Source organism: Microcoleus sp. MON1_C5, assembly GCF_036701875.1.
Classification (GTDB): domain Bacteria; phylum Cyanobacteriota; class Cyanobacteriia; order Cyanobacteriales; family Microcoleaceae; genus Microcoleus.
On record NZ_JAUBRN010000158.1, the window covers coordinates 1 to 1,190 of the forward strand.

The 1,190-nt window shown below is 56.1% G+C and carries 1 pseudogene; it reads left to right on the top strand.

What is annotated here, in order from left to right:
• Nucleotides 1–1,190, top strand: a pseudogene (locus QUA71_RS29140) (hypothetical protein); the annotation flags it as partial.

Here is a 1,190-nt window from a genome sequence, read left to right on the forward strand (position 1 = left end):
CCCGACGGGTCGATCGTCTCTTACACCATCGACACCCTGCCCTCACCAGACCAAGCAGTCCTGTTTTTAGGAGATCCAGCCAACGGCGGCGTACCAGTCACAGCAGGTCAAGTCCTTACTCCAGAACAGTTGCAGCAACTATTTTTCTTCACAACAGGCAACTTTACAGGAGCCAATTTCACCTACAGCGCCACAGACAACAGTGGCGCCTCCAGTCCCGCAGCCGCTACTGTGGCGGCTATCTTGCGGCCAGTTGCGCCAACTCCCACACCAACGCCAACTCCAACTGACAACCAACCGCCATTGGCCAACAATGCCAACTCCAGCCTAGGGCCCAACAGCAGCCAGTTAGTCACAGGATTGGGAGGAAGCGACCCCGACGGGTCGATCGTCTCTTACACCATTAACACCCTGCCCCCAGCAGACCAAGCAGTCCTGTTTTTAGGAGATCCAGACAACGGCGGCGTACCAGTCACACCAGGCCAAGTCCTGACGCCAGAACAGTTACAGCAACTATTTTTCTTCACAACAGGCAACTTTACAGGAACCAATTTCACCTACAGCGCGAAAGACAACAGCGGTGCTATCAGTCCCCCTGCTACCGCTACTGTGGATGGACTGATAGTGCCAACTCCCACACCAACTCCCACAACAGCAACGCCCACACCAACTCCCACAACAGCAACGCCCACACCAACTCCCACAACAGCAACGCCCACACCAACTCCCAACCAACCACCAGTTGCCAACAATGCCAACTCCAGCCTAGGACCCAATAGCAGCCAGTTAGTCACCGGATTGGGAGGCAGCGACCCCGACGGGTCGATCGTCTCTTACACGATCAACACCCTGCCCCCAGCAGACCAAGCCGTCCTGTTTTTAGGAGATCCAGCTTTGGGCGGTGGCGTTGCGGTGACACCAGGTCAAGTCCTGACTCCAGAACAGTTACAGCAACTATTTTTCCAAGCCACAGGCAACTTTACAGGAGCCAATTTCACCTACAGCGCCACAGACAACAGCGGCGCCACCAGTCCCGCTGTCGCTACTGTTGCGGCCATACTTCCAACTGACAACCAACCGCCATTGGCTAACAATGCCAACTCCAGCCTAGGCCCCAACAGCAGCCAGTTAGTCACCGGATTGGGAGGCAGCGACCCCGACGGGTCGATCGTCTCTTACACCATCGACAC